A 22,263-nucleotide genomic window follows, 5' to 3' on the forward strand; every position below is an offset into this window, starting at 1 on the left:
ATTTATTCATGAGGTGACAAAAGTGAAAAAAGTGTTAGTAATGTTTGTAGCAGTCTTAACGGCGATTGTTGTGGCCGCTTGCGGTAATCAAGGAGCAAAAGAAACAACAGGTGGAGAAAGTAAGCAAAAAGAAACGGTAACGGTAACCGATCAGTTCAATAAAGACGGAATTAAAATTGAGAAAAATCCTAAAAAAGTTGTAGTATTCAGCATGGGTGCACTTGATACGCTAGATAAACTAGGCGTTGAAGTAGCGGGCTTGCCAAAACAAGCGATTCCTGAGTATTTATCAAAGTATCAAGATGATAAGTATGCGAATGTAGGTGGCTTAAAAGAACCTGATTTCGAAAAGATTGCAGAACTAAAGCCAGACTTAATTATTATTCAAGGCCGCCAAGCAGATTCATTTGATGAATTTTCAAAAATTGCGCCGACGATCTATATCGATACGGACAACCAGCACTATATGAAGTCATTTAAAGAAAACACAAAAGTACTAGGACAAATTTTTGATAAAGAAGATCAAGCGAAAAAAGATCTAGCAGCAATTGATAAGCAAATTGCAGATTTGAAAAAACAAGCGGACAAACTAGATAAAAAAGCGCTTGTAATGATGGCAAATGACAGCAAAATGACAGCATTTGGTCCAGGGTCTAAATACGGATTAATTCATGATGTATTTGGTATCAAAGCAGCAGACGACAGCCTAGATCCATCGGCTAAGCACGGTCAAAGCATTGCATATGAATATTTAGTTAAGCAAAACCCGGACTACTTATTCGTGGTTGACCGCGGCGCAGCAATTGGTGAAAAATCATCTGCTAAACAAATTGTTGAAAATGAGTATGTAAAAGAAGTCAATGCAGTGAAAAACAATCACGTTGTGTATCTTGATCCAGGTCTTTGGTATTTATCTGGAGGAGGCCTTGAGTCAATGGCAGGCATGATTAAAGAAATCAAAGCAGGGATAGAGAAATAATAGAGAAAAAGGAGCTGGTTTTAACCAGCTCCTTTTTTTGTGCATGGACTGGGGCAAGCTTTTCCCTGTACCAAATTATGATATTAATAAATACCCTGAATGAAGAAAATTTGTCGAGATGGGCTATCATAACACGCAATTTGATTTTAGGTCAGATCCGCACAGAATGGAAGAAATATTCCAAGGGCAGACGCCAAGCAGAAATGGCGGAGACTTGAGCGTAACGCCTCCACCGGAAGCTTTTCCCGTTCCTCACTTATCTGAAATGCCAAATGAGCACGCTCCAGGTTCAGGAGACATGAATGCATAAAAGTATGCCAATTAGCTTTAATGAATTAGAGCTAAAGTAAATAAAAAAACATTGACTGAGAGCTAGTAGTCAATGTTTTTTTATATTTTCTCAGCTAAATGATGTCATTCCTCTAAAGGTAAGAACACCTCGTCGTTTGCATAAGCTCCGGATGAAATGTTTGTTCTACATCTATTTGTTAATTTAATTGTTTTTTACAAGAAGAAAAGGGAATACTTTCTTTAATCGCTTGTAATAGAAAGCTAATAAGGGGCATGCTGCTATGAGTAGTCAACAAGATGAATTTTTATTTAAAAGAGAGCTCTATCGCTTAGTACAAGAATATAAACGTTGTAAAGTTGAAGAAATTAGACGGGCCATTCAAAAGGATATTCTGCTTTTGAAAAAGGTTATAAATAACTAAAATAGATAGACACAGACAAAAAAGCTCATGTTAGTTAATAAATGAACTTTTTTGTCTGTTTTAAACTTGCTCAAACGAATTAATATGTCTATTAATGGTCTTAGGAAGATTATGGATCATATTAAACAAAGCTAACGCAGCTGTTTCCAGTTCTTCATAACGATAAATGATATCGTTCTCAATGTCGCAGATTTGAAAACTGTTTAATTGTTCTGAATAACTCAGTGTAAACCTATTAGCAAGAGTATGAGTAATGTCACTATCTTTATAATTTACTAAATTTGTTATCATATGCTTAATTTCAGTGAGGTTCATTCACCAAGTCACCCTTTCATGTTATTGAGGTTATCATATCATGTACAGGTAATTTGAATGCTGTTTTTTACAATTTGTAACACCAATTTTCAAAATGAAACATAAAGGTAATAAAAAGTTAAAACGAGCAGCTTAACGCAAGCTGAACATCTCCTAAGAGGGTGTAGGATTTTCTTTAGAGTAGGTCAACTCCAACTTTTTATCCGCGATTTCTTTTAGACCAATACGGATCATACTGAATACTAAAATCCATAAGACAACCGTCAAAATCGTATGTCCTGCTGGGACAACACCTAGTATAGGTGAGTCCCAAAGAGCGTGCATAAAAACGACAAGCAAAAATACACCGAGAAATTTCAGTTTTACCAGCATGTTCCACTGAAATTTCTTATCTTCTTGTACGATGCATATGGCAGCTCCTGTCAAGGCAGCCCAAGCCACATGCCCCCCAGGAGCGAAAATACTGCGCCAGAGTATTGTGGAATAAAGCATGTGAAAGCTGCCGGAAAGAAGTGCCCGTAGAGCATAGCCAGCGGTTTCAAAAGCAGCAAAACCAGCTCCTATTGCAGCTCCTAAAAGAAGGCCGTTAAGGATATATCTATATTTAAGATTGCGCACAAAATAAATAACAGCGATAACTTTAGCGAGTTCCTCACATATTCCAATTACAATCACGTTTGTGTTATTTCCAAGAATATCGTAAAACACAAGTGCTAATAAAAGTGAAAGGATTCCGCCAATAAAAACGACATAAACAATTTTGTAAATAGCAATATTCTGGGGAGCGTTCATTTCCCAAAAGAAAATGAGAGTAGTAAATGGAACTGCAAAAGCACCGACTACAATAAGACCTGGTATGAAGTTGATGTTTTCGAACAAACTTACGCCTAAATATAGGCCTAAGTATGCGACAAGCGCAATAAGAAAGACCCTTGCAAAAAGCCAAGGTTTTGGCCATGTATTTACAACTTCTTCTATTTTAGGAGTCGTAAGCCCTGTTCCTACAATAAAAAGCCGTTCAGCTTCCATTTCACTGTGCTGTCGGAAGACTCGAGAAAATATATTTCGAAACTTAGGTTCAACGGAACGTTCATTTCTCGGAATTTTATCAACACGATGGGCAAACAAGTAGAATATGCTGTAGTTTTCGTTGTGGTCCACGATTTCATGGCCGCAATTTAAGCAGAATTTTACCCCTTCCGAATTAGAATAAGCACAATGGGGGCATTTCATTTATCTTCCTCCTTTTTCTAGATATAAATCGTTTGACGCTTGTCTTCTGACATCTTCTACATATATTATGTGAGCTGATGAAAAAAGCATAAGAGGGTTTGGTAGGTAATTTGCTTAAATAATGGAATGGTATGTATATAAAAGAACAGAAGCTATTGTAAAAAGAGACCTTATTAAAACTAAAAAAGGGCTGTGTCATAAGTCGAACATTCGACTTACAGCACAGCCCTTTATATGATTGAAAATGTGGATTTAAGTCTGTTTTCTTTACAGTACTACGCAATAAAAAAGCTTCCTGAAATAAAAACGATCACACCAATAATCATCATTAACGTTTCGCGGTCTTTTTTTCCTGTTTTTTTATTAGCAGGAAGCAGCGATTTTGCAAGAGGCTTGGCAAAAATAATGACAAGCATGCAAACAGCAGCAAAGATGCCAAGCGCCAGCTGAAAATTACCTTCAATAAAGACGCATGCCATTAAAAGTACAAGACTTATTTTTAGAAAAATTTTTGATAGGTTCACTATCAACACTCCTTTAGAACACTTAATACGAAAGACTTAGTGATTTTTTTATGTGCCTGTTGTTTTCTACGGCTTGAAGGAGAAAATGAGCGACGTCAGAACGGCTGATATTGCGTCCGTTTTCTGGTATGCTAGCCTCTCCTATACGATAATACGTGGTTAATGGACCGCTTGTTAAACCCATTGGCCGAGCAACGGTCCAGTCGAGTCCGCTTACCTTCAAGAGCTTCACGGCTTCGTGATGATCGCGAAGTACATTTTTTAAAATACGCTGAGCAAGCCAGCCCGTCATCCCAGGAATTTCTCCGTCGATTCCCGCTGAAGCCGTGTAGGCGATACGCTGAATTCCGTTTTCGTTCATACATTGAACCAGCAGATTTGTCGTTTCTACTAAAAGGGTAGAATGCCCTAGATTTTCGGTTCCAAGACAAGAGATTACTGCATCACACCCCCGCATGGCCTGACAAACTTCATAATAATCAAGCACGTCCCCTTGTATGATGTGTACGTTCGCATGCGTTATCTTAAGCTTAGATGGATTTCGCACAAATGCTTTTACATAATGTCCGTTTTTAATCGCTTGCTTTATTAATTCCTGTCCGGTCCTGCCACTTGCGCCAATCAAAAAAATGTTCATACGATCAACCCTTTCGTTTCAATGTAGGTAGTAAAAACGAAATTTTCTTTTACCATAACACATTTTTCTCGATTTAGCTTGTCAAAACATAAAAGCTGCTTACGAGATTCATCAAAGTAAGAGGTATCCTCTGTTCTTTTTTAAAACTTATGTCATAGACTGTCTAGAAAACGAGGAAATGTACGAACGGTTTATAAAGGTGTTTAATGCTATAGAAGCGAAAGGGTATTATAGGAATAAGGGACGAACAGAAGGGGCGATGCACTATGAAAAAAACGGTAAGCCGAGCACGTGTTATCATAGTACTAATAGGTTTTCCGCTCATCTTTCTCATTATGGCGCTTGTGACGGGTGAGTGGCGATATATGACTTGGATAATCCCGCCTGCACTGATGTCATGTTGGACGGCACTCTTCGTATTAAGAAAGCAAGAAGAAAGATAACAGGAAATTTGAACTATTGCATCGAATTTATAGAAAAAGTATAAAATGATAGAAAGCTATAGTAAGAAAATTTAATGAAGGACGGTGTGAAGATGAACGGACAACAGTTATTGTATGGGTTGCTTACGTCTAAAGGCGATATCCTAAGAGCTGCTTATGTGTTATGTGACCACCGCATTTATACGGAAATGTCAGCACAGTATCAGCAAACGGAGCATACGGATTTTCAAGCATCATTGGTAGAAGAAATGAAATTGCTTGAAAAACAGCCTGAAGTAGACATGCATCTGCATATTTTGCTTGAAATGGCGAAGTTTTTTGAACTTCCCGTTTCTCATGCTACGACAAATGGCGAACTGTACGAGTTAAGTGATAACATTGGAAATTTGCTTGTATCTAAATACAATGAGCTGTTTTCAATTGCACGCTGTCATACGCTAGAAGACGTAATGCGCCATCAAATCCGACTGTTCTTTCATCTAATTGATTCGCAGTACATGATTGCTACAAATCGTCAGCAAGTTGTGTTTCAGCAGCAGTTGATGAATTGGATTGAACAGCTAAACCCCATGTATCAAGAAAGAATGATTGATGCATTAGGAGACTATCAGCAGAAATCGCTTGTGAAACTGCTGCAAAAAAAAGGGACAATCGAGCTATACAAACAGCTTCCTCCGCACGCATACCCTGCTATTTCAGGCCTTATGGCAACCGTAATGAGTATTTTTATTCCCGTTAATTACCCGCCAGCACTGCTATTTAGTATGAATGCGCCGCTGTTTTTAATGGCGAGCTTTGAAAGTCATGAAATTATTGCAAAACGCAAAGAAGCTGGAACTTTTTTACCGCTGTTATTAGTAGTTGTTCAGCTGATGTGGACGTACAAGCTTGAGCATCAGGATGAGCTGTTGAATTATCAGTCTCTGCTGATTAAATGGTCATCTGTACACACAGCGTATCAAGATTATGTAAAAAAGAAAGAGCAGTCACTGTTTGACCGTGAACGGTTGGACAGCTTTATTTATAAAACAGAGCAGTATGTTAAGCAGCTCCGCGCAACGGAGAAAAAGACGGTGAAACAAATTGAAACGCTCAAAACAGCTATTCGCCATCAGCTTGATGAAATGGAGCTCACATCATTAAACGGAGGGCTTGTGCTTCAAAAAATGATTGAAGAGCATGAATCATTAAAACAAGATGTAGAAGAACTGCAGCGTAAGCTTTCGATTAAAGGTGACTTCTTCTCTAAAGTAAGGCTGACGTTCCGTTCTGCAGAACGAGCTGTCAAAAGCAAAGTGAAAGAAGTAGAGCGTAAAAAAGTGCTTATGCAAATGACGGACTTTATTTTAGCAAATCGTTTGCCCGTATGCGTGGATATTCAAAATGAAATTTATGATTATCAAGACGAGTTGACGACGACTATTTTTCAAATTAATCAGCAGGTCGAGCTGCTTGAAGAAACAAAACAAAGCCGCCAGCTAGCCGATGCAAAAGTACGCCGCTATGATCAAGAAATAAAGCGATTTGAGCGGAACTATTATGGCTTAAAAGAAGGAACAGTTGAAGAAATGGCACAGTAAAACTGGGACAAACGTATTTTATCCGAACGAGTTTGATTCTTTATGGAGAATCAAACTCGTTTAGTTATGTCTCAACCTTATTCTCTGTCTGTAGGAGCGGACAGCTGATCTTTATACTCATCTACATAGAGCATGCCGTTTGTTGACACAACTGCATACAGCACTTGGTTCAACTGAAGCTGGCGATTTGAAAGCTCAAGGTTGATCCATTGTTCGGTATATTGAGATGTTAAATTTTTATGAATAATTTCTCCGTCCATGATGAGTTCTACCGGTAAATTCATTTCTTTAAACGGCTTAGACAAAACGTCCTGTTTGGCAATGTTTTGATAAGCCGCTTTTTTTAATACTGACAGTTTTCCGCTTACTTCTAAAACAGCAAATTCTACTTCAGCAATGTTGAACGTTCCTAGTTCTCGTAAATGCTGATTCAAGTCGTCAATAGAATATTTGACTTTTTTCATATTTGCTTCAAGAAGCTTTCCTTTTTCCATAATAACCGTCGGGCGGCCTGTAATCCATTTTCGTAAGCGCCTGCTTTTTAGAGCTGTTGATGCTAAAAGAAAATGAATGGCCACAAGAAAAGCAAAAGAAGCGAACATCGGCAGAAATTTTAATTTTAAATCAAATCCCATATTTGCGATGAACGATCCAATAATGATGGACATTGCAAATGTAAAATGATTATTATGCGTGTTAATTTGTTTTCCAATCAGGAAAGTTGTAATGCTTAAGATAATAAAAGAAACAAAGGTTCTAAGAAGGGACAAAAGAATGTCTTCCATCGCTTGTGATGTCACCTGCTTTCTCATAAATAGAAAGAGTATCTATCTCTATAGCGTTATCCATTTAAAGGATCGTTATACCAGAAGAAACATCAAGAAGAAGTGCGGATAATTCGTTCACATTCGGCTGCTTAAAAGGGGGTAGAAAGGCTGTAGGTAAGGGATAGAAGCGAACAAAAAGAATGTGCAAATTCCTTTGAAATTTTTTGGAGGATTTGTTACAATAAAGGTGCTTATTTTTGTTCGGTAAGGATAGTTCGAAGTGTTCGTCTTGACTTATTGTAAGAGCAGGAATAGAGTAATACACAATGTGTGGATTGTCACACAAGGAGGAAAAGAGATATGTTACAAGGTAAAGTAAAATGGTTCAACGCTGAAAAAGGTTTCGGTTTCATCGAAGTAGAAGGACAAGACGATGTATTCGTACACTTCTCTGCTATCCAAGGCGAAGGTTTCAAAACTTTAGAAGAAGGTCAAGAAGTTACATTTGAAATCGTTGAAGGCAACCGTGGACCACAAGCTGCTAACGTTCAAAAGTAATTTTTTTTATAAAGTTTAAGCCGATCAGCAGAACGTTTCTCTGGTCGTTCGTTAAACTAAACTGGGAGAAGGCCCCTTTTATAAAAGGGGTCTTTTCTTGTTCGCTTTTTACACCTTGTTGACGATTTCTTTGATTTTGCAGAAGTATTCAAATATGAAAAAAACTAGTCACACAGTATAAAAAAAGCGTATAATGAAATGATGAAAATAGGAATTGTAGAGCAGAAAGGATTTTAAAACGTATGAGCAACCAACTTCAAGAAACAATGGTCGATTCGCGTCGTACATTCGCCATTATTTCTCACCCGGATGCCGGGAAAACAACGTTAACAGAAAAAATGCTGTTACTGGGTGGAATGATTCGTTCAGCCGGAACGGTTAAAGGAAAAAAATCAGGCAAGTTTGCTACATCTGACTGGATGGAAATCGAAAAACAACGTGGAATTTCGGTTACATCAAGTGTTATGCAGTTTGAGTATAAAGATCACTTTATTAACATCTTGGATACACCAGGACACGAAGACTTCAGTGAGGATACGTATCGTACCTTAACGGCTGTAGACAGTGCGGTCATGGTTATTGACGGAACAAAAGGGATTGAAGCACAAACGCTTAAACTTTTTAAAGTTTGTCGTATGCGCGGTATTCCCATCCTAACATTTATCAATAAATTAGACCGTGAAGGAAAAGAGCCGCTTGAGCTGCTTGAAGAAATTGAAGATGTACTCGGTATTGAATCATACCCTGTAACGTGGCCAATTGGCATGGGGAAACGATTCCAAGGAACGTATGACCGTTTTTCAAAACAAATTGAAGTATACCAAGGAAACAAAGAGTCATATTTTGCAGACTTTGACGGTGAAAATATCGACGATGAAATTAAAAAGCACGTCGATGAAATGTATTTACCAGGCTTAGTGGATGATTTATCTCTATTAGACGAAGCAGGTAATGATTTTTCAATTGAAAAAGTAAAGCAAGGTCTATTAACACCTGTTTTCTTCGGAAGTGCGATTGCAAACTTTGGTGTACAGTCTTTCTTTAATTCATTTTTACAATTAACATCACCGCCGCAGCCTCGTGAATCAACGAATGGCACCGTTCAGCCTACGGATGAAAACTTCTCAGGTTTCATCTTTAAAATTCAAGCGAACATGAACCCAGCTCACCGCGACCGCATTGCGTTCGTACGCGTATGTTCAGGGAAATTCGAGCGTGGAATGAACGTGACGTTAGCAAGAACAAACCGTAAAATGAAGCTAGCGCAGTCTCATCAGTTCCTGGCGTCAAGCCGTGAAACAGTAGACACAGCGTATCCTGGAGATATCATTGGTTTATATGATTCAGGCACGTATCAAATCGGGGACACAATTGTAGGAGAAGGAAAAGTATTCGAATTTGATGCTCTTCCAAAGTTCCCGCCTGAACTGTTTGTAAAAGTTCGTGCGAAAAACGCAATGAAATCCAAGCACTTTGAAAAAGGGATTAATCAGCTTGTACAAGAAGGGGCGGTACAGCTTTACCGTACGCCGTTCTTTGGAGATTATATTTTAGGAGCAGTCGGTGAACTTCAGTTCCAAGTATTTGAACATCGTATGAAAGGTGAGTACAATGTCGATCTTGAATTCACACGCATGTCTCACAACATTGCAAAATGGGTAGACAAAGCAACAATTGAAGATCGCATGCTAGATTCTCGCGTGATGCTAGTAGAAGATCGTGATAAGCATGCTGTTCTTATGTTTGAAAACGATTTTGTATGGCGTTTGTTCCAGGACAAATATCCATCTGTTAAATTCCTAGATCCGTTTAATCTATAAAAGAGTATAAAAAAAGGAAAACGATACATACTACTTTCATAAGTAGACAGTCGATTTTCCTCCTTTGCTTAAGAGTCAGTATTTACTGGCTCTTTTTTTAATGAGCCACTGATTTTAAATTTAAAAGAATGACTCCTGCAATGATTAATACGATGCCAAATACCATCGTAAGACTGCCGCTTTCTTTCCAAATGACTACGCCAATTACAGCTGTCACAGCAGTTCCTACACCAGACCAAATGGCGTATGCAACGCTGAGTGGAATGTGCTGAAGTGATGTGGAAAGCGCATAGAAAGCAAGACCAAATCCTAATAAAACACCAAGACTAGGCCAAAATTTTGTAAATCCGTTTGATGCTTTTAACATAGATGTACCAAATAATTCTGAACTAATTGCAATTGCTAAAAATAAATAGGCTTTCATCGAAAACCCTCCTCTGTTAATTTCCGAAGTTGTTGTTGAATCTGTTTTTGCATGTCTGGATCCACGGGTGCGAGCCCAAACATTTGGCTGAACCATAATCCATCGGCTGCTAAGCGCACGATGGTAGCAAGGACAGGGTCAATGCCGTCTTGTTCAATATGCTGCTGCCACTTTTCATAGTGTGTTTGAAGGTGCTGCAGAAGTTCAGGATTCGTTGCAATACCTGCAAGCAACCCTGCGCTCATCGCTTGTTCACGCTGAAGGTCATGAAGCGTCTCAGCGAGATAAGCCCGGCTCCATTTGCCAGGAGCATCATCATGTTCAATTTGCACGTGTAGCCCGTCATCATATTGCTTTGTGACTGAGTACAGCATTTGCTGAATCAATTCATCTTTTGATGAGAAGTGGTACAACAAGCCGCCTTTACTAACACCGGCTTCTTTTGCTACTTTTTCGAGCGTTAAATTTCCAACGCCGTCACGCTGTACAACCTGAGTGGCCGCAAGCAATATATCATCATATGTAGACACATGAATTTCCTCCTTTTTGATTTTCCCTAGAATACTTTACCGTCTGGACGGTTTGTTTGGCAATACTTTTATTTCGAATTTCAAAAAAAATTTTTGTGCACACTAAAATATAAAGTATAAAAACAAAAATGAACGCGTAAACAAAGGGTTAATCCCTTTACTACTTTTACTATATGAAGAAAAAGGAAAATTAAAGCCTGGGTATATGAAAGATAAAAGAAAGGTGTGAAGAAACAGATGAGGGATGTGTATCAAAGTTTTCAAGAATTATCTCAGTGTGAACGAGCGGGAATTGATTACGAAATAGAGTGTGTCATTCGCCGGAGAGAAATTGTCGTGCTTGCGATTCACGGAGGAACGATGGAAATTGGGACAGGAGAAGTAGCGGAAAAAATAGCAGAAAAGCTGAACGCAACGGTGTACGTATTTAAAACGCTGAAAACAGAAAATCCGTTTGAATTACATGTTACGTCTGCAAACTACGATGAAGAAATGGCCCGTCATCTTGTGAAAAAATCAGAGGTCACCATTTCTCTTCACGGTGCCTATAGCGATGTCTGCACAACTTATATTGGAGGAAGAGACGAAAAGTTAGAAAAAGCGGTGCGTCAAGCACTTTCGAATTTTCCGATCAGTGAAACGCCCGTACATTTAAAAGGCGTTTCACCTCGAAATATCGCCAACGACAATCAGCGGCATAAAGGACTGCAGCTTGAAATCACCACTCCGCAGTATGAACAATTATTACAGGATGAGCAGCTGTTCAACGAGTATGTGAATGCGATAGTATCGGCTGTGAACTCAGTGATGTAAAGATAAATTGAACAGCTTCCTGTATATTGGCTGCAATAAAGGCTGGTTGTACATCAGCCCATTTTCCTCGTTTATGTAACGTGTCATGCCCGGCTCCTGTTAACACTAAAATGCAGTGAGCGCCTGCTGCACTGGCCGCTACTAGGTCTTTCCACCGGTCGCCAATCACGATGCAGTTAGCCAAATTTAAGCTGTGCTCCTCCGCTGCTTTTAACAGCATGCCGGGGTTTGGTTTGCGGCACGAACAGGCGTCTGAATCTTCATGAGGACAAAGGTAAACATCATCAAATCCAAAAGCTAAAAGTTCAGAGATAAACTGTGATTTATTTACCTTTCCTTTTGCAACATCGGGCTGATTCGTAAAGGAAAACAGCGGAATGTTTTGTTTTTTTATGTCTTTAATCGCTTGCTTTGCTTGGGGGAACAGCTGAAAATCACCTGGATATTGAATGTCATTACTGCCTCCAATCGTTCCGTCTCGGTCTAAAAATATTGCTTCAATCATGTTATTCACCTCGTTTTCTATCATAATATAAAACAGGATGAATTTGGTAAAAATTTTGTTTTTTGAAAAAAATCAAAGAAATATGACTGTCTTTTTACTTCTCATCATATGGATAAGTTAAATAGAAGTGGTGAGGAGGGGGAAGACAAGTGAACGAAGAATCGTTTTATTCACCATTTATAAGCGAAGAAGGAAAGAAAAAAACAATTGGAGAAATTGAGTTTTCAGATGTGCAGCGCATGATGGAAAAACATTTAGAAGAAGGCTATCAGCTTGAGTTCAAGCGCGAAGTAAGCTCAACGGTCAAACGGAAAATCCCAAATATCATCGCTTCGTTTGCCAATGAAAAAGGAGGGTGGCTTATTTTTGGCGTAGATGAAGACGACCATTCCATTAACCTGCTCGAGCGCAAGGAATATGAGCTGTTTATTAATAATATGCTGAAAGATGTCACCAATCCCATTCCTCGTATCGTTACGCGCTTTTTATCACCTGAAGATCACCCCGGGCAAGGTGTTTTTGTTATTTGGATTCCCGAAGGTCCGAACCCTCCGTACATGTCTTACGGGAAAATTTACAGAAGAATTGGAAGCGGCACATCTCCGGTTACGGAAATCGATGATCGCTATCATTTAGATCGTCTTTATCAAAAATCGGAGGATCAAACGCAGCGAATAGAGGAATTTTGCACAAAAGAACTGTCTATCTATAACAGAAAGTGGCCGATGCACGGGAAAAGCTATATTCATTACGGGATGTGTAATATGTACGTGCTGCCACTATATGATTTGCATTTAATCGAACAAATGGAAGAAGAACGGTTAAAGCAATATATTTTAAGCAAGTCTAGCGAACCAAAACACTATCGTTTGGACGATGAGAGTACGGTGATGCTGCATACACCGTTTGTCAAAGCTTCTTATTCAGCGGAATCCATCATTTTTCGAAGCACAGATGTAATTGATGCATATGATAAAACAATTGCGTGGGAGCAGTTTTATAACGGATCAGCTAAGTTTCACATTCCTATTCCGTATATGGAAGAACCAAAACAAATTCATGACGTGCTGAAATCCAGCATTTCAAGCTACATTGATGAGACGATTTTTGAGCAGTTTCAATATATAAACGGACCCTTTTTTCTTACATCTTTAATCAGCTGCATCGGCGGATACATCGATTGTATGATGGAATTAAAAACTGAGCTTGAAGACATGATTATTGTAATTGATTTAGAGAACGTTCGAAATGATGTGCTTTACTTTCCGCATCAGCAGTTTCAAACATTTCTAGAAGAAGAAGGGCTCGTCTTTTCAGATAAAAAGCAGTATCGGTTTAATCAATCATTTAAAACAACAAAACTAGGGGGAAACGTCGAGCTTCTTGCCTACGTTGATTATATCGTAACGGCGTTTGGCCTTTCAAAAAACCAGTCCATGGACTTTCTTAAACATTCGTTAAACCGAGTATAAAATATACAATTTTTTGACAATAGCTAAAAAAATGACAAAAATGAAAAAAAGTATGATAATATCTTTCGTAAGTAATGAGCAAGTAAAGAAGAGAAAGGGGACTCTTTTTTACAGCTGCCGTTGCTAGGTAGGGTTAAACATAAGGGGAGAAAAAGTAATGAAAAAAGCGACATCCATACTTCTAATTGTCCTAGCACTTGCTGGTCTAGGAGGAGTATGCGCTGCTTATTATCATTTGGAGCAGCAAAAGCAAACGGAAGAAATGACGTATGAACAGAACTACATAACCGTAAGAAATGCATGAAAAAACCAGCCAATCGGCTGGTTTTTTTTGGGTTTCAAGTCATAGTAAGTAAAATAAAGATTTTGCTTGTTCAGTTTTTTTAAATAACTCCAATGATGTATAGACGCAAAATAGAAAGCCAACGCTTGAAAAAATAAAAAACAAGCGGAGAAAAGGGCGTTTTTTTTGAATGCGAAAGTACGTAAAAACAACGAGTGAACATACAAGCAGTACGCTCATAGCAGCAAATCGAATCGCGAGCTCTGCTAAATCATCAACCGTGCTTTGAAACAGTTTTAGCGTTTCATCGTTCAAATCAGTCTCAGGAATGTTCGTTTTGTCTTGCTGATTTAACACCCCTACATCCCATTTTTCTCGACTATAATCATGAGAAACCGTGTAGTAAAACGGACCAAGCTTTTTTTCATCTGCACCGTCATCAGCAAGTGCTGAAGCTGGATGCATGAATGCTAGAACAAAAAATAAAAAGCTCCACTTTCTCATTACCAAAGCCTCTTTCTAACTCAGACTATCTCCCATTATAAACCAAAAATTTTTATGTTTCCATCATCCCTCTTTCCTATTTCCATTTCTATATATAAAGTGAAAGGGGGAATAAAAGATGGCAGAAAAAATTCAGCATTCAAGCCAGCTTCGCTTAGTATTAGAACAAGGAATAAAAGAGGATGGAAAACCCGATTTAAAGACAAAATCCTATATGAACATTCAGCCCGGAAGTTCTGCAGATGCGCTCATTACAGCAAGCGAAACCATCGCCAGCCTGCAGTCGCTGCCGCTTGTTGAAATCAACGAAGTTGTCACGTTTTCACTTTTAAAATAAGAAAAGAGGTAGAGTATGAAAACTTTAACGATGCAGTTTTTGAATGAGTCACAAAAAGCAGTAAGCCTATCGATTGAATCACCAAAAGATACGTTAGACGCAGCAGCCATCACAGCAGCAATGAACGCGCTGATCGCAAGCGATGTCTTTACTTCAAGCGGCGGAGCGCTCGTTGCCAGAAAAGGCGCCCAAATTGTCGAGCGAAATGTAACCGAATTTACGATTTAAAAATGAAAGTCCTTCCACTTCGGTGCGAAGGGCTTTTTTAAAAGGAGAGAGGAAGATGGCAGAGTGGTTTACGCTTGTTTCAGACGTTGGGTTTCCTATTGTGGTGACGCTTTATTTACTTCACCGAATCGAAGCCAAGCTCGATACAGTTGTGCTGTCCATTCAGCATTTAACCGATGAAGTAAAAAAGTGATTATGACAATTGTAAGGCGGTTGTCATGGAAAAGTTGACGGATTTGACACCTCACACTACAATTAGTAGTGTGAGGTGTCGAATATGAAAATTGAAAAATTCAAATTTAACGAAACCGGCCTTAATCGCTTTTTTGGCCCGCTTGAAGCAAAAATTATGACGGCTTTATGGAACGGAAGTGAAATGTCCATTAAAGACGTGCAGCACGTGCTTGAGAAAGAAAAAACAGTTAACTTCAACACCGTTATGACCGTTATGAATCGATTGGTGGAAAAAGGCGTGTTGCAAAAGCGTTTAAAAGGACGTACGTCGATGTATCAGCCGATTCTTTCTAAAGAGGAATTTATCGACGCTCAGTCGAAAGAGTTAACGCACGAATTGATCGATGAATTTGGCTCGCTTGCTGTTACTCATATGCTTGATGCGCTAGAAGAAGTGGATGATTCACTGCTAAGCATGCTCGAATCAAAAGTCAAACAGTTAAAAAAGGATGAATAATCAATGAATCAAGGAATACTAAAGCGTTCTAAGCTTATTTTTAACCTGTGCTTTTTTATTGCCGTGACGTTGCTTATGCAAATGGGGATGTATGTGCTGCATTTGCTGTTTGGATGGAATTTATCGTTTAACTTAATTTTACTTTGTAACAAAGTAGCCCACTTTTTCGGCTTGTTTTTTATTGAATACATGCTGAATGCCGTTATTTTTCACACGATGTTTGTACTGTTCATTAAAGCTGTAAAGCAAGTGATTCAAATGCGGAAAGTCCGTAAAATGATTACGAAGCTGCGAGATGAAACAACAACGGCTGACCTGCAAAAAGCGTACGGAAAGGATTTAACGGTCTTAACAACAGATCAGCCCATTGCCTTAACGATGGGGCTGTTTACACCGCATATCGTCCTGTCTACAGGGTTGCTGTCGGTGCTTGATGAAAATGAACTCGAAGCCGTTATTTATCACGAGCAGTCGCACGTTGCAAACAAAGACCCGCTCAAAACGTTTTTACTAAGTACGCTTGCTTCTGCATTATGGTATATTCCATTTATTAAATGGAGCCATAAACGCTTCAAAGTTATGCGTGAAGTGCTGGCTGATCAAGATGCCATTGTGAAAAATGGCACGCCTGCTCACATCGGCAGCGCGCTTTTAAAAATGGTGAAAACGGGACAGACAAGTCTCTCGTGTGCGCACGTATCGTTTGCTGATACGTCGGTTAATTATCGCATTCAATATATTTTAAATCCGGAAACGAAAATGCCGATGCAGCCTCCTGTTATTTTAACGCTGACGTCGCTATACGTGTTTTTTATTTTGTGTGCGCTGATTTTTACAGCTCTAACAGCTTTGTAAGTTTGTAAGAGAGAAAGAAAAGAAGGAGATGAGATTGTGTCAAAAGCAAAGAAAAAGAAAAAAGTAACGCCCAATCAGCAAACGTCCTCGAGCAAGTGGATTTTTTGGGTGATTGGAATTATTGCGGTCTGTATTTTAGGGTTAATCGTCCTTTCGAATATGTCAAAGGGCGGAGGAGATGAAAAGGCCGCTCTTACATATGATAATCAGCCGTATCTTGGAAAAGAGTCAGCTCCGGTAGAAGTGGTAGAGTTTGGAGACTACAAATGCCCGGCTTGTAAAAACTTCACGGAATCCTTTTTCCCGCTGATTCAAAAAGATTATGTAGATACAGGTAAAGTCAAATTCTACTTTATGAACTATGCATTTATCAACAACGACTCTTCTCGTGCAGCAGAGTTTGCCGAGACGGTATACAAAGAGCTTGGAAACGATACATTTTGGAAATTCCATGAACTTCTTTATAAAAAGCAAAACGCAGCGGACGAAAAGAAAGATGTCTTAACGGAATCTTACTTAGAAGATACGCTGAAAGAAGTATCTAGCGATGCCGATGCAAAAAAAGTAGCGAGTGCATTTAAAGATGAAAAAGGAAAAGATGCGTTTGATCAAGATATGAAGACAGCCAATGACTTAGGCATTACAGGTACACCAACCATTTATGTAGGCGGCAAAAAATTCGAAGGAAAAACAATCGATGACTTTGATCAAATGGTCAAAGATGCGGCTAAGGAGAACAAATAATGAACAAGTCTTTAGTTTTCGGGTGGATTACAGCGCTTATCGCGATGCTTGGAAGCTTAACGTTTAGTGAAGTTCTTCACTTTATCCCGTGTGAACTTTGCTGGTATCAGCGAATTTTAATGTATCCGCTCGCGATTGTGTTAGGTGTAGCCGTGTATCGGAATGATACGTTCATCTACAAATACGTCCTGCCGTTTTCGGTGATTGGTATGGCGCTTTCAGGCTATCATTATTGCCTGCAGAAGATACCGGCTCTTAAAGCATTTGAAACGTGTACAAGCGGTGTTCCTTGCTCAGGTCAATATATTAACTGGCTTGGATTTATCACCATTCCTTTTTTAGCGTTTATTGCGTTTACCATTATTACGATTATGATGCTTGTTCTTCGCAAGCAGATGAAAAAAGCTTAACCTCCGGGTTAAGCTTTTTTTATCTGAAAACAAAAAAAGTCCCGCTTACAAGAAGCGGGTGCAAATAGGGTACATCTATGAAAAATGATGAAATTGTTTTGACAAGAACAGTATATAAAAGAAAAGTGAAAAAACGGTGAAAAGAGAAAAGCTTTTTTAAAAAATATGCTTTTCTTATAAAAAAAGCCCCGCTCACAAAAAGCGGGGAATAAATAGGGGTCATTTATGAAAAATGATGAAATTGCTTTGACAAACTTAGTATACAAAAGAAAAGTGAAAAAACGGTGAAAAGATGGAAGCTTTTAGAAAAAATAAAAAAAGACCTGTTTTGGGGAAACAGGTCATTAGAAAGGGAGTAAAACTATGAAAAAATATGCTAATTGGCTTCGCAAGTACTATCTTATACCTTTATGGTGAAAAAATGATGAAAAAAGAAACTGGATATAAAAAAAGACCTGCTCTGGGGAAACAGGTCTTCAAAGGGAGTAAAACTATGAAAAAATATGCTAATTGGCTTCGCAAGTACTATCTTATACCTTTATGGTGAAAAAATGATGAAAAAAGAAACTGGATATAAAAAAAGACCTGTTTTGGGGAAACAGGTCATTAGAAAGGGAGTAAAACTATGAAAAAATATGCTAATTGGCTTCGCAAGTACTATCTTATACCTTTATGGTGAAAAAATGATGAAAAAAGAAACTGGATATAAAAAAAGACCTGCTCTGGGGAAGCAGGTCTTCAAAAGGAGTAAAACTATGAAAAAAATATGCTAATTGGCTTCGCAAGTACTATCCTATACCTTTATGGTGAAAAAATGGTGAAAAGAGAAGCGGGATATAAAAAAGACCTGCTTTGGGGAAACAGGTCATTAGAAAGGGAGTAAAACTATGAAAAAATATGCTAATTGGCTTCGCAAATACTATCCTATACCTTTATGGTGAAAAGATAGTGAAAACGAGATTAGGATATAGCTCCTATTTTTCCATATTATAGATTCATTTCTCTTTAATAGGGTATACGTTCATTAGAATCGATATAAACTTAAAGAACTGGCAGGGAGGGATATATATGGAAAAGAAGCACGAAGCAACTGCAAATCAGCGCGTGGTTCACCGCGCTCGAAATAGCTGGTCAGGCTTTTTGTTTGGCGTAGGGTTAGTTGCTTTTATTGATGAAGCAGTGTTTCATCAGCTGCTTCATTGGCATCATTTTTATGATAAGTCCACAACGGCCGCTGGTTTAGTGTCAGACGGTTTGTTTCATGCATTCAGCTGGTTCGCTACAATTGCATCACTTTTTATGGTGGCAGATCTAAGGCGCCGGGGCGGCTGGTGGGTGAAAAGGTGGATAGGAGGAGTATTGCTTGGAGCCGGGGCGTTTCAGCTTTATGACGGGACCGTGCAACATAAGCTTATGGGCCTTCACCAAATTCGGTACGGAGTGAAGATTGCACCTTACGACATTACGTGGAATGTACTTGCATGTTTGATGCTGCTTATTGGCATCATGTTAACATGGTTTACACGTAAACAAGGTGCACATCATGATTAAATATAAAGTAATATCTCAGCTTTTATTAGCCCTGCCTTTTGTCGCTGCCTTTTTTTTATACGTGTGGGCTGTAACGTCTTCAAATGCAACGTATAGAAAATGGTCATTATATAGGACGTCCAGCTGGACACTTGGTATTTTATGCGCCATATCTTCTGTAGCAGGACCGCTCGCAGCTCGTGCTCATATGGACTTTACCGCGCATATGACGGGGCATTTGCTTTTAGGTATGTTAGCTCCGCTTTTAATGGCGTTAGGAGCACCTTTTACACTGCTGCTTCGCACGCTTCCGGTTCATGCAGCCAGAAAGGTGTCAAAACTTTTAAAAGGACGGTTTGTTCGGTTCATCAGCAGTCCGGTGACAGCTTCTGTTCTTAACGTAGGAGGACTTTGGATTCTTTATACAACAAGTCTGTATGGCATGATGCATCACTCTTTTTTCGTGCATGTCGCTGTACATATTCACGTATTTTTAGCCGGCTATTTATTCACCGTATCGATGATTTCAATTGATCCTTCGCCGCATCAAAAAACTTTTACGTACCGAGCGTTCGTATTGGTTCTTGCTCTTGCCGCCCACGGTATTTTATCAAAATATGTGTACGCTCACCCGCCTATGCACGTCTCGGCAGAAGAGGCGCAGCAAGGGGCTATGCTGATGTATTACGGAGGCGATTTAATCGACTTATGTTTAATTGTACTTCTTTGTTATGAATGGTTTAAGCGGGTTCAAAAAGTCTCTTTTACATAAAAACGCGCAGAAAGCATCATGCTTTCTGCGCGTTTTTTTTAGTGAATGTTTCGTTTTTTAAAGCGTCCGCCGCGGACTTCGGTAATATCTGCAACGGCTAAAAAGGCAGTAGGGTCAAAATCTTCAACAATGGTTTTTAGCTTTGATTCTTCAAGGCGCGTAATGATGCAGAAAATCACTTTTTTATCATCGCCCGTATAAGCACCTTCACCGTGCAAATAGGTAACGCCTCTACCTAGACGCGCATTAATCGCATCGCCGATGTCATCAGAATGATCACTAATAATCCAAGCTGATTTTGATTCTTCCAATCCTTCTACAACTGTATCAATGGCTTTAGCCGCAATGATGTACGCAAGGATAGAATACATGGCGCGGTCCCAGGTGAACACAAATCCCGCTGCTCCTAAAATGAAGAAGTTGAAAAACATTACAATTTCTCCTACAGAAAACGGAATTTTTTTACTGATTAAAATAGCAAGTATCTCCGTACCGTCAAGCGCTCCGCCGTAGCGAATTACGAGTCCAATTCCAATTCCGAGAATAATCCCTCCAAAAACGGTAGCAAGGAGAACGTCTGCGGTAAACGCGGGGACATCATGAAACATAGAAGTTAAGATGGATACAACCAGTATGCCAAAAATAGTGGAAAGGGCAAATGTTTTTCCCATTTGCTTGTACCCGATAAATACAAACGGAAGATTTAGTACAAAAAGAAAGATTCCTAGATTTACGCCGGTAATATGCGAAAGCATGATGGAAATACCGGTAATTCCTCCGTCGACAACGTGGTTTGGAACAAGGAAGATTTCAAGTCCTGTGGCCATGAGCAGGGCACCGATCGCAATGGCGATAGCCCTACCAAATACCTGTCCCTTGGACAGCTTTCGGTGCTGAATTTTCGCTTTTTCGAGTTCTGTCATTTGCATGTCTCCTTTGATGTCTCCTATGTATTTCTCACTTTAGAAAAGTGAAACTATCTTTAATTATACCTTACTATGCACAATTAGTGGGGATAGACGGCTTAATTACTTATTTCACTCTATAAAAAAAAGCCTGCTTTAGAGTCATAAGCAGGCTTTTTAAAGAGTAAAACGATGAAAAAAGATAATTGGCTTCACGGCTTTAACTATATAGAGGCTTGATGAAAAAATGATGAAAATGCCGGCATGTGCGGCAAGAAAATCGGGGATACTAGTTAAAAAAGGCCAAAAGGAGATGACGAAATGAGCGTGTGGATGATGTATAATCACTTGATGCACTCGCAAATCTTTTTAAGCAGCGTATTAATTAGCGGTATTCTTCTTGTTAGCGGAGGATTTGTGTACGGCAGAATAATGAGTAAAAAGTGAACCTAATATTGCCGCGGATAGGTTGTTAATGGAAGATGCTCAATAGTAGCTTGGTTAATGTTATACTTGCTCCATAAGCTTAGCGTGGAGGTGTCAGCATGAGCAAGCATCATGATCTAACAACATCATACGGAGAATCGCTAGTGACGTGTGAACATCAGTTTGAAGCTAGCTATTACTATCATCAAGTGCGCGAACAGTGCATGAATCATATTCATGAAATAAGCAAAGCGGTAGCTGAATTCACCGTTGATTTTACAGATGAAAGTTTGAAAATATTAGAGCTTCTTTACTATGATCTAGAAGACAGCAATTGTTTTGACTATTTTTCGATGACAAAAGAAGAATTCGAAGAGTGTATGGGCGTATACTTTGGTGAAGTGGTTACGTCTACGATTGATGAAGCGCGCTGGGTTGTGAAAGAATATCCGCTTATGGAAAACAAGTATGTAACCGGAATTGAAAAAGGGAATCTTTCACTCATGTTTCCCCATGGCTTTTTTAACCATAAAGAGCGGCATCCAGAGTGCGTTTTTACTCTTTATCATTTATATAAACAGCTGCAAAAATAGGAAAAAGGTGAACGTAAGTTCACCTTTTTTAATGTCCAAGCTTTATGGGAATATAAATATCCATTTCATATGTATCACTATATAAATTGCCGTGTATAGCTGTATTTACAATTTCAAGAGCAGGACCTTCAATCATGCTGTAAGAAGAGTTCGGCAGCCATTCATTCCAGATGCTGTTATACGTCGACCCAAGCGATGTAATGGGACCTCTGTGTTTAAACTGCAGGTATGTAAACGAAGGAAACGTATGAACGCTCATACCGTTTGGAATACAAGCCGTATCAGCCACTTCTGTCCCTGCAATATAAAAATAATTTTCTTTTTTCGGAGCCATGCAAATGCCTGTAACCATATAAGGTTCTTTTGAAGAGCTAATCATTTCTTTTTCTTTAAGTATTTGCTTCAAAAGATTCTCTTTTTGATACTCTCCGTTTTTTGCTATGCCTATCACTGAAAATCCTTCTTTATATACAACTTTACCTTGCATAATCCACCTCGAATTTTTCAAGCTCTAGCTTTTATTCTATCAATCATAAATTACTTTACCGTGATTGTAACATAATCTTAAGTAGATATCGATGCAGAAAATGGAACATTACAGTAGCCAGCTTTTGTGAATTAAGAAATAGTTTTAGCAAGCTGGTTGACGGAGGTCTTTGAACTCTTAGTCAT

At 39.0% G+C, this 22,263-nt stretch carries 29 protein-coding genes and 1 pseudogene; 20 read left to right on the plus strand and 10 right to left on the minus strand.

Annotated elements, in window-relative coordinates; translation table 11 throughout:
- Positions 1-22 precede the first annotated feature (22 nt).
- The 3 genes and pseudogenes from ACXAE4_RS11630 to ACXAE4_RS11640 all read left to right on the plus strand — a co-directional run bounded on the left by ACXAE4_RS11630 (position 23) and on the right by ACXAE4_RS11640 (position 1,692).
- A complete protein-coding gene (locus tag ACXAE4_RS11630; RefSeq protein ID WP_028414464.1) occupies positions 23-979 on the plus strand; it encodes a siderophore ABC transporter substrate-binding protein in 957 nt (318 codons plus the stop codon).
- A gap of 43 nt (positions 980-1,022) precedes the next feature.
- Positions 1,023-1,289, plus strand: a pseudogene (locus ACXAE4_RS11635) (manganese catalase family protein); the annotation flags it as partial.
- Positions 1,290-1,551: 262 nt separating this feature from the next.
- Positions 1,552-1,692 (plus strand): hypothetical protein, encoded by a 141-nt coding sequence (locus ACXAE4_RS11640; RefSeq protein ID WP_014459290.1) that lies wholly within the window; start codon positions 1,552-1,554, stop codon positions 1,690-1,692.
- 468 nt (positions 1,693-2,160) lie between these two features.
- On the opposite strand, the gene ACXAE4_RS11645 is transcribed toward ACXAE4_RS11640, so the two are convergent.
- From ACXAE4_RS11645 to ACXAE4_RS11655, 3 genes are all read right to left on the minus strand, one after another.
- Complete coding sequence (locus tag ACXAE4_RS11645; RefSeq protein WP_154973754.1) at positions 2,161-3,240, minus strand: PrsW family intramembrane metalloprotease; 1,080 nt, start codon at positions 3,238-3,240, stop codon at positions 2,161-2,163.
- A 275-nt stretch (positions 3,241-3,515) separates the two neighbouring features.
- A complete protein-coding gene (locus tag ACXAE4_RS11650) occupies positions 3,516-3,764 on the minus strand; it encodes a hypothetical protein (RefSeq protein ID WP_014459293.1) in 249 nt (82 codons plus the stop codon).
- Between the two features lie 22 nt (positions 3,765-3,786).
- Positions 3,787-4,401 carry an NAD(P)-dependent oxidoreductase gene (locus ACXAE4_RS11655; protein ID WP_098112345.1) on the minus strand — a complete coding sequence of 205 codons (615 nt, stop codon included), beginning with the start codon at positions 4,399-4,401 and terminating at the stop codon, positions 3,787-3,789.
- Between the two features lie 535 nt (positions 4,402-4,936).
- Here ACXAE4_RS11655 and ACXAE4_RS11660 point away from each other — a divergent pair.
- The gene (locus ACXAE4_RS11660; RefSeq protein WP_154990284.1) at positions 4,937-6,424 is read left to right on the plus strand and encodes a hypothetical protein; all 1,488 of its coding nucleotides are present in this window, start codon (positions 4,937-4,939) and stop codon (positions 6,422-6,424) included.
- Between the two features lie 77 nt (positions 6,425-6,501).
- Here ACXAE4_RS11660 and ACXAE4_RS11665 read toward each other — a convergent pair whose 3' ends face one another.
- A complete protein-coding gene (locus ACXAE4_RS11665) occupies positions 6,502-7,224 on the minus strand; it encodes a DUF421 domain-containing protein (RefSeq protein WP_223546162.1) in 723 nt (240 codons plus the stop codon).
- 327 nt (positions 7,225-7,551) lie between these two features.
- On the opposite strand from ACXAE4_RS11665, the gene cspD reads away from it, so the two are divergent.
- Together cspD and ACXAE4_RS11675 are read left to right on the plus strand one after the other, a co-directional pair.
- Entirely contained in the window at positions 7,552-7,749 is a 198-nt protein-coding gene (gene cspD, locus ACXAE4_RS11670; RefSeq protein ID WP_013057877.1) for a cold-shock protein CspD, read from the plus strand.
- Positions 7,750-7,991: 242 nt separating this feature from the next.
- Entirely contained in the window at positions 7,992-9,569 is a 1,578-nt protein-coding gene (locus tag ACXAE4_RS11675; RefSeq protein ID WP_028414456.1) for a peptide chain release factor 3, read from the plus strand.
- A gap of 97 nt (positions 9,570-9,666) precedes the next feature.
- On the opposite strand, the gene ACXAE4_RS11680 is transcribed toward ACXAE4_RS11675, so the two are convergent.
- Together ACXAE4_RS11680 and ACXAE4_RS11685 are read right to left on the minus strand one after the other, a co-directional pair.
- The gene (locus ACXAE4_RS11680; protein ID WP_013057875.1) at positions 9,667-9,993 is read right to left on the minus strand and encodes a DMT family transporter; all 327 of its coding nucleotides are present in this window, start codon (positions 9,991-9,993) and stop codon (positions 9,667-9,669) included.
- Entirely contained in the window at positions 9,990-10,523 is a 534-nt protein-coding gene (locus tag ACXAE4_RS11685; protein ID WP_034328103.1) for a TetR/AcrR family transcriptional regulator, read from the minus strand. The genes ACXAE4_RS11680 and ACXAE4_RS11685 overlap by 4 nt, the downstream gene beginning before the upstream one ends.
- 237 nt (positions 10,524-10,760) lie before the next feature.
- On the opposite strand from ACXAE4_RS11685, the gene ACXAE4_RS11690 reads away from it, so the two are divergent.
- Entirely contained in the window at positions 10,761-11,336 is a 576-nt protein-coding gene (locus ACXAE4_RS11690; protein ID WP_099331133.1) for a poly-gamma-glutamate hydrolase family protein, read from the plus strand.
- On the opposite strand, the gene ACXAE4_RS11695 is transcribed toward ACXAE4_RS11690, so the two are convergent.
- On the minus strand, positions 11,287-11,841 hold the full coding sequence (locus tag ACXAE4_RS11695; protein ID WP_099331132.1) for an HAD-IIIA family hydrolase: 555 nt from the start codon (positions 11,839-11,841) through the stop codon (positions 11,287-11,289). The two genes, ACXAE4_RS11690 and ACXAE4_RS11695, sit on opposite strands and share 50 nt — an antisense overlap.
- 149 nt (positions 11,842-11,990) lie before the next feature.
- On the opposite strand from ACXAE4_RS11695, the gene ACXAE4_RS11700 reads away from it, so the two are divergent.
- Positions 11,991-13,313 carry an AlbA family DNA-binding domain-containing protein gene (locus ACXAE4_RS11700; RefSeq protein ID WP_028414452.1) on the plus strand — a complete coding sequence of 441 codons (1,323 nt, stop codon included), beginning with the start codon at positions 11,991-11,993 and terminating at the stop codon, positions 13,311-13,313.
- Positions 13,314-13,470: 157 nt separating this feature from the next.
- Positions 13,471-13,617, plus strand: a complete 147-nt coding sequence (locus ACXAE4_RS11705) for a hypothetical protein (RefSeq protein WP_165351766.1) — start codon at positions 13,471-13,473, stop codon at positions 13,615-13,617.
- Positions 13,618-13,656: 39 nt separating this feature from the next.
- Here the strand turns inward: ACXAE4_RS11705 and ACXAE4_RS11710 are convergent, their stop codons facing one another.
- On the minus strand, positions 13,657-14,100 hold the full coding sequence (locus ACXAE4_RS11710; RefSeq protein ID WP_028414451.1) for a hypothetical protein: 444 nt from the start codon (positions 14,098-14,100) through the stop codon (positions 13,657-13,659).
- A 118-nt stretch (positions 14,101-14,218) separates the two neighbouring features.
- On the opposite strand from ACXAE4_RS11710, the gene ACXAE4_RS11715 reads away from it, so the two are divergent.
- The 9 genes from ACXAE4_RS11715 (at position 14,219) to ACXAE4_RS11755 (ending at position 19,667) form a co-directional block, all read left to right on the plus strand.
- Entirely contained in the window at positions 14,219-14,437 is a 219-nt protein-coding gene (locus ACXAE4_RS11715) for a DUF1659 domain-containing protein (protein ID WP_013057868.1), read from the plus strand.
- Between the two features lie 15 nt (positions 14,438-14,452).
- Positions 14,453-14,665, plus strand: coding sequence for a DUF2922 domain-containing protein (locus tag ACXAE4_RS11720; protein WP_013057867.1), 213 nt, complete (start codon positions 14,453-14,455; stop codon positions 14,663-14,665).
- 55 nt (positions 14,666-14,720) lie between these two features.
- Positions 14,721-14,858: a YvrJ family protein gene (locus ACXAE4_RS11725; protein WP_028414450.1), complete on the plus strand. Its 138-nt coding sequence runs from the start codon at positions 14,721-14,723 to the stop codon at positions 14,856-14,858.
- Positions 14,859-14,942: 84 nt separating this feature from the next.
- Positions 14,943-15,356: a BlaI/MecI/CopY family transcriptional regulator gene (locus ACXAE4_RS11730; protein ID WP_028414449.1), complete on the plus strand. Its 414-nt coding sequence runs from the start codon at positions 14,943-14,945 to the stop codon at positions 15,354-15,356.
- Positions 15,357-15,359: 3 nt separating this feature from the next.
- A complete protein-coding gene (locus ACXAE4_RS11735) occupies positions 15,360-16,211 on the plus strand; it encodes a M56 family metallopeptidase (protein ID WP_028414448.1) in 852 nt (283 codons plus the stop codon).
- 36 nt (positions 16,212-16,247) lie between these two features.
- Complete coding sequence (locus ACXAE4_RS11740) at positions 16,248-16,955, plus strand: DsbA family protein (protein ID WP_098112343.1); 708 nt, start codon at positions 16,248-16,250, stop codon at positions 16,953-16,955.
- A complete protein-coding gene (locus tag ACXAE4_RS11745; protein WP_028414446.1) occupies positions 16,955-17,365 on the plus strand; it encodes a disulfide oxidoreductase in 411 nt (136 codons plus the stop codon). The genes ACXAE4_RS11740 and ACXAE4_RS11745 overlap by 1 nt, the downstream gene beginning before the upstream one ends.
- Positions 17,366-18,433: 1,068 nt before the next feature.
- Positions 18,434-18,916, plus strand: coding sequence for a DUF2243 domain-containing protein (locus ACXAE4_RS11750; RefSeq protein WP_047750497.1), 483 nt, complete (start codon positions 18,434-18,436; stop codon positions 18,914-18,916).
- The gene (locus ACXAE4_RS11755; RefSeq protein ID WP_028414444.1) at positions 18,909-19,667 is read left to right on the plus strand and encodes a cytochrome c oxidase assembly protein; all 759 of its coding nucleotides are present in this window, start codon (positions 18,909-18,911) and stop codon (positions 19,665-19,667) included. The genes ACXAE4_RS11750 and ACXAE4_RS11755 overlap by 8 nt, the downstream gene beginning before the upstream one ends.
- A 38-nt stretch (positions 19,668-19,705) precedes the next feature.
- Here ACXAE4_RS11755 and ACXAE4_RS11760 read toward each other — a convergent pair whose 3' ends face one another.
- Positions 19,706-20,590 (minus strand): YitT family protein, encoded by an 885-nt coding sequence (locus ACXAE4_RS11760; RefSeq protein WP_016764809.1) that lies wholly within the window; start codon positions 20,588-20,590, stop codon positions 19,706-19,708.
- A 303-nt stretch (positions 20,591-20,893) separates the two neighbouring features.
- Between ACXAE4_RS11760 and ACXAE4_RS11765 the strand changes: the two genes are divergently transcribed.
- Both ACXAE4_RS11765 and ACXAE4_RS11770 read left to right on the plus strand, forming a co-directional pair.
- Positions 20,894-21,019 carry a hypothetical protein gene (locus tag ACXAE4_RS11765; RefSeq protein WP_016764808.1) on the plus strand — a complete coding sequence of 42 codons (126 nt, stop codon included), beginning with the start codon at positions 20,894-20,896 and terminating at the stop codon, positions 21,017-21,019.
- A 98-nt stretch (positions 21,020-21,117) separates the two neighbouring features.
- Entirely contained in the window at positions 21,118-21,591 is a 474-nt protein-coding gene (locus ACXAE4_RS11770) for a hypothetical protein (RefSeq protein WP_028414443.1), read from the plus strand.
- 28 nt (positions 21,592-21,619) lie between these two features.
- Here the strand turns inward: ACXAE4_RS11770 and ACXAE4_RS11775 are convergent, their stop codons facing one another.
- Positions 21,620-22,078: a GyrI-like domain-containing protein gene (locus ACXAE4_RS11775; RefSeq protein WP_028414442.1), complete on the minus strand. Its 459-nt coding sequence runs from the start codon at positions 22,076-22,078 to the stop codon at positions 21,620-21,622.
- Positions 22,079-22,263 lie beyond the last annotated feature (185 nt).

The sequence above is a fragment of the Priestia sp. ABM2_011 genome (assembly GCF_056158845.1).